Source organism: Actinosynnema sp. NPDC059335 (assembly GCF_042752395.1).
Classification (GTDB): domain Bacteria; phylum Actinomycetota; class Actinomycetes; order Mycobacteriales; family Pseudonocardiaceae; genus Actinosynnema.
Genome location: NZ_JBHYXZ010000272.1, coordinates 1 through 5665, shown reverse-complemented (window position 1 = coordinate 5665; position 5665 = coordinate 1). Strand labels below are relative to the sequence as shown.

Here is a 5665-nt window from a genome sequence, read left to right as displayed (position 1 = left end):
CGGGCGGGGTTGGGGACGGTGTTGCCGGCGGTGACGTGTTCGGTGCAGTCGACGTGGTTGACGGGGTTGGCGCCGTCGGGTCACGGGGTGGTGGGCAATGGGTGGTTCTTCCGTGATGTGGGTGAGGTGCATTTGTGGCGGCAGCACAATCGGTTGGTGGGGGGTGAGAAGGTGTGGGAGTCGGCGCGGCGGGTGCGTCCGGGGTATCGGGCGGCGAATGTGTGCTGGTGGTATGCGATGGGGGCGTCCACGGACGTGACGGTGACGCCGCGTCCGGTGTATCACGCGGACGGGCGGAAGTCTCCGGACGCCTATGTGCGGCCGCCGGAGTTGCACGACGCGTTGGTCGGAGAGTTGGGGGAGTTCCCGTTGTTCCAGTATTGGGGGCCGACGGCGTCGTTGCGGTCCAGTGAGTGGATCGTGGGCGCGGCGTTGAAGGTGTTCGCCGAGCGGCGGCCGGACCTGATGTTGGTCTACGTGCCGCACTTGGATTACGACTTGCAGCGTTTCGGGCCGGATTCGCCGCGGGCCGCGAGGGCCGCGGCGGAGGTGGATCGGGTGTTGAAGCCGTTGTTGGAGTTGGACGCGACGGTGGTGGCGTTGTCGGAGTACGGGATCACCGAGGCGCGTCGGCCGGTCGACGTCAATCGCGCGTTGCGGCGTGCGGGTTTGTTGGAGGTGTACGCGCAGGCGGGGATGGAGTACCTGGATCCGTGGGCGTCGCGGGCGTTCGCGGTGGCCGATCACCAGCTGGCCCACGTGTACGTGCGTGACCCGGCCGACGTGGCCAGGACCCGGGCCGTGTTGGCCGAGCTCGCGGGCGTGGACGAGGTGTTCGATCGTGAGGCCCAGGGGTTGGTGGGGTTGGACCACGAGCGTTCGGGTGAGTTGGTGGTGGTGGCGGAGCCGGACGCGTGGTTCACGTACTACTACTGGTTGGACGACGGTCGTGCGCCGGATTTCGCGCGGGGTGTGGACATCCACCGCAAGCCGGGTTACGACCCGGCCGAGTTGTTCTTCGATCCCGCCGACCGGCTGGCCAGGGCCAAGGCGGGGTTGAACCTGGTCCGCAAGAAGCTCGGGCTGCGCTACACCATGCGGACGGTGCCGTTGGACCCGTCCTGCGTGCGCGGCACCCACGGCCGCCTGCCCGACCGCCCCCAGGACGGCCCCGTGCTGCTGTGCTCGGATCCCCGCGTGCCCGAGGTGGTGGAGCGGGACGGCCACCTCCCGGCCACGGCCGTGCGCGACCTGCTGCTCCAACTCCAAGGGATCGGCCGCTGAGCGGACCGGCTGTGAGGACTGACGACATGTGGGACATCGGTGTGAGCACCTGGGTGTGGGCGTCGCCGCTCACCGACGACGTGCTGGCACGGCTCGCGCCGCGCGTGCGGGCGTGGGGCTTCGACGTCATCGAGCTGCCGGTCGAGCACCCCGGCGACTGGGACCCGCACCGGGCGGCCGACCTGCTGGCGGAGCTGGGTTTGCGGGCGACGGTGTGCCTCGTCATGCCGCCCGGCCGGGACCTGGTCGAGTCCGGGACCGTCGCCGAGACGCAGGACTACCTGCGCCACGTCGTGGACGTCGCGGCGATCGTCGGCAGCGGTGTGGTGGCCGGTCCGGCGTACAGCGCGGTGGGGCGCACCTGGCGGATCGGGGACCGGGCGGGGGCGTACGCCGAGCTGCGCGAGAACCTCGCCCCGGTGGTCGAGCACGCGGCGTCGAAGGCGGTGCGGGTCGCGGTCGAGCCGTTGAACCGCTACGAGACCAGCCTGCTCAACACGGTCGGCCAGGCGTTGGAGGCGTTGGCCGGGCTGCCGGACGAGGGCTGCGGCCTGACGCTGGACACGTACCACCTGAACATCGAGGAATCCTCGCCCGCCGACGCCATCCGGGCCGCCGGTGGGCGGATCGCGCACGTCCAGGTGTGCGCGAACGACCGCGGCACGCCCGGACGGGACCACCAGGACTGGCCCGCCCTGCTCGGCGCGCTGGCCGACACCGGCTACCGCGGACCGCTGTGCATCGAGTCGTTCACCCCGGACAACGCGACGATCGCCACCGCGGCGTCGATCTGGCGGCCCCTGGCGGAATCGCCCGACGCGCTGGCCGCGGACGGGCTGGCGTTCCTGCGCGGTGCTGCCGCGCCGTTCGCGGGGCGGTGACCGGGCGGGTTCGCGCGATGTGCGGAGGGCCGGCAGGGCCTTCCGCGTGCCGCTGTCGCGGTGTTAGCGGGGTGACCGGGCGGGTTCGCGCGATGTGCGGAGGGTCGGCAGGGCCTTTCGCGTGCCGCTGTCGCGGTGTTAGCGGGCGGGTTCGCGCGATGTGCCGAGCGTCGGCAGGGCCTTCCGCTTGACGCTGTCGTGGCGTTGGCGGGGGTGACCCGGCGGCTCCGCTCAATGCGCCGAGCGTGGGCGGCGGGCCTTCTGCCCGACGCCGCCGCGGGGGGGGGGCGGGGGGGGGGGCGCCCCGCCGGGTCACGCCCGGGGGCGCCGCCCCCCCGCGCGGGGCGCGGCCGGGCGGGGGCGGGGGGGGTTTCGCGGGTTGTGCCGCGGGTCGGCTGGGCCTTCCGATTGCCGCTGTGGTGGCGTGGGGGGGGGTGACCGGGGGGCTCCGCTCTTTGCGCCGTGGGGGGGGGGGGGGCATTCGGCCCGCCGCCGCCGCGCCGTTCACCGGGCGAGCCGCGATCACCCGGTGAACGGCGCGCGTGCCCCCTCACCGGGGAGTGGCCACGGACTCGCGGTTGCGGACCGGCATCGGGACGTGGTGGGTCCGGCCCCGGCCCAGCCGCCCCGCGTCCGCCTGGTCGGCCTCGCCGAGGAGGACGTCGACGGCCTTCGCGCCGAGGTCCTGGTGCTGCGACGCGACGGTGGTGAGGCGCGGGCGCAGCCAGGACGCGATGGGGTGATCGTCGAACGACACCACGGACACGTCGTGCGGCACGGTGAGCCCCGCGTCCTGCAACGCCTGGTACGCGCCCAGCGCCAGCCGGTCGTCCAGGCAGATCAACGCGCGCGGCCGCCGGGTTCGCAGCAGGGCGCGGGTCGCCTCGAAGCCGTGCTCCGGCAGCCACCGCCGGCACGGACGCCCGCCCTCCACCGAGACCCCCGCCTCGGCCAGCGCCTGCCGGATCCCGGTGACCCGGCCCGACGCCGCCGGCCGGTCCGGCGGCAGCCCCTCCCCGGTCGGACCCGCGCCGATGAGGTGGATGCCCTCCCGGTGGCCCGCGTCGAGGAGCACGCGCGCGGCGGCGCGGCCCCCCTGCACCTCGTCCGGCAGGACGCAGGGCAGCGGCGAGGGGTCCTGCGGCAGCACGTTGAGCAGCACCGCCCGGCCGGCGGTCAGCTCGACCGGGACGCGGACCCTCCTGGTGTGCACGGCGGCCAGGATGATGCCGTCCACCTGGTAGTCCCGCATGGTCTCGATCAACGTCCGCTCGAAGCCGCCGTCGCCCCCGGTCTCGCCGAAGAACAACGTCATGCCGCGCCGGCGCGCCGCGCCCAGCGCGCCGGAGATCATGCCGCCGGCGAGCCGGGAACTGGCCACCGCGTCGGACACGAACGCGATCGTGCGCGCCCTGGCCGCCCGCTGCGCCACCGACGCCCGGCTGCGGCGGTACTCCATCTCGGTGGCCGCTTCCTGGACGCGTCGCTGCATCGCCTCCGAGATGCGCAGGTCGCGCCCGCGCCCCGACAGCACCAGGGACACCGTGGTCGGGGAGACGCCGACCACCTTGGCCACATCGGCCAACGTGACCCGCCGTGCGCCCACGTGGACCTCCCGTTCTCCGAGCCGGCCGAGGCGCGCGCCGACCAGGAGCCGATGAGTCCGACTCATCGGACCAGTAGCGTCGTCGCGACCGTAGTCCGGGGTCACTCATGACAACCCGTGTCGTAGCGCTCCGTCAAGGGACGAAGTACGCCTCTCCGCGCCGAGCGCGCGTCACCTGCCGATACTCCGCCGGCGGTGTCCGGAATCTGCCAACGATGCCCTGGATGAGTCCGACTCATCCGCTAGCATCGGTGCCGCCGCGAACGCGCCCGCGCCTGCGGTGTTCCCTGGTGCCGGACCCTGCCGGAAGCCCATTCCCGGGCCCACGGAGAACCGTTGACGTAAGACGTCATACGAGTTAGCTTCATGAACGCAATCGCGCCGGAGCGGAGGCTCGCCCGGCCACCGTCTGGAGATAGTGAGCAGCGATGGAGCAGCGCGCACTGTGGTCGGCTGCGGTGGTCCTCGGGTTGGCCCTGGCGGCCGGCTGCGGGAGCGCCGCGGGACCCGGACCCTCCGGCAGTTCGGGCGACAAGCTCGTCGTCTGGGACTGGAAGTCCGGCGACGCCAACGTGGCGGCCTACCTCGACCGGGCGAAGGCCGACTTCGCGAAGAGCCACCCCGACACCGAGGTCGAGTTCGTGGCCCAGCCGTTCGACCAGTACTACACGCTGCTCGGCGCGGCGATCCAGGCCGGCAAGGGGCCGGACGTCATGCTGTTCAACGGCGGCGGCCAGATCCGCGACCGGGTCGACGCGCTGGTCCCGCTGGACGACTACGTCTCCCAGGACAAGCACCGGCTGGCCGGCTGGGACGCGTTCACCGAGGACGGCAAGACCTACGCCGCGCCGGTGACCCTGCAGGGCCACCCCCTCTACTACAACAAGGCGCTCTACGAGCAGGCCGGTCTGAACCCCGACGCGCCCGCGAAGACGTGGGACGCCTTCGTCCGGGACTGCGGCGCGATCGCCGGCAAGACCGGGGCCAAGTGCTTCGGCGTGGGCAACAAGGAGGGCATCGGCATCCAGTTCTTCCTCTCCGCCATCGGCCCCGCCACGCTCACGCCGCAGGAGTGCGACGACTGGGTCGCCGGGAAGCGGGACTGGACCTCGCCGAACGTGAAGCGGGTCTTCGAGCTGTGGAAGCAGGTCAACGACGACGGCCTGAACAACGACGGGGTCAACTCCACCGCGATGTTCAACGACGCTTTCGCGGTGTTCCAGTCGGGCAAGGCCGCGCACATCATCGGCCTGATGTCGGACATCGGGCACTGGAAGGACTTCGGCGAGTTCCTCGACCCGGCCGACGTCGGCGTGATGGACGCGCCGGTGGTCAACCCCGCCGCCACGCCGAGCCTGCCGTACGACGGCGGCATCGGCTACGCGGTCGCCAAGTGGACCCGCGACCCCAAGCTCGCCGCCGACCTGGTCCGCTCGCTGACCTCCAGCGAGGCCCTCGAGGCGTTCTACGCGGAGGCGGGCGCGATCGCGTCCGACACGACCATCGACGTGTCCGCCGGCGGCCCCGCCGCCTCGACCATCGTCGCCGGGATCAAGACCGGCAAGCCCGCGCTGCACGTGGCCCTGTCCAGCAAGACGATCGACCTGATGGGACGCCTCTCGCAGCAGTTGCTCAGCGGCTCGACCACCGTCGACGAGGTCGTCGCGCAGTTGGCCGACTCCGACCGGGCGAGCTGATTCGTGCGGTCCGGGGGTTCCTCCTCCCCGGGGAGCGCCGGCGGTGTGGGGGGGGCGCGGGGGGGCGGGCCGCGGCGCCCCCCCGCCCCCTCGCCCCGGGGGGCGCCCCGGGGGGGGGGGGGGGCCCCCCCCCCCCCCCCCCCCGCCCCCGCGCCCCCCCCCCCCCCCCGGGCCAGCCCGGTGACGACGATCAACAC

Annotated in this window: 4 protein-coding genes; 3 read left to right on the top strand and 1 reads right to left on the bottom strand. The window is 73.2% G+C overall.

Going from position 1 to position 5665, the window contains the following annotated elements; genetic code table 11:
* Positions 1-1284: alkaline phosphatase family protein (locus tag ACFXGA_RS39275; RefSeq protein ID WP_378097995.1), on the top strand; the 1284-nt coding region annotated here is incomplete at its 5' end.
* Between the two features lie 26 nt (positions 1285-1310).
* Positions 1311-2165 carry a sugar phosphate isomerase/epimerase family protein gene (locus tag ACFXGA_RS39270; RefSeq protein ID WP_378097998.1) on the top strand — a complete coding sequence of 285 codons (855 nt, stop codon included), beginning with the start codon at positions 1311-1313 and terminating at the stop codon, positions 2163-2165.
* A gap of 550 nt (positions 2166-2715) precedes the next feature.
* Here the strand turns inward: ACFXGA_RS39270 and ACFXGA_RS39265 are convergent.
* Complete coding sequence (locus ACFXGA_RS39265) at positions 2716-3771, bottom strand: LacI family DNA-binding transcriptional regulator (protein WP_378097993.1); 1056 nt, start codon at positions 3769-3771, stop codon at positions 2716-2718.
* 428 nt (positions 3772-4199) lie between these two features.
* Between ACFXGA_RS39265 and ACFXGA_RS39260 the strand changes: the two genes are divergently transcribed.
* Positions 4200-5468 (top strand): ABC transporter substrate-binding protein, encoded by a 1269-nt coding sequence (locus ACFXGA_RS39260; RefSeq protein WP_378097990.1) that lies wholly within the window; start codon positions 4200-4202, stop codon positions 5466-5468.
* Positions 5469-5665: the final 197 nt, after the last annotated feature.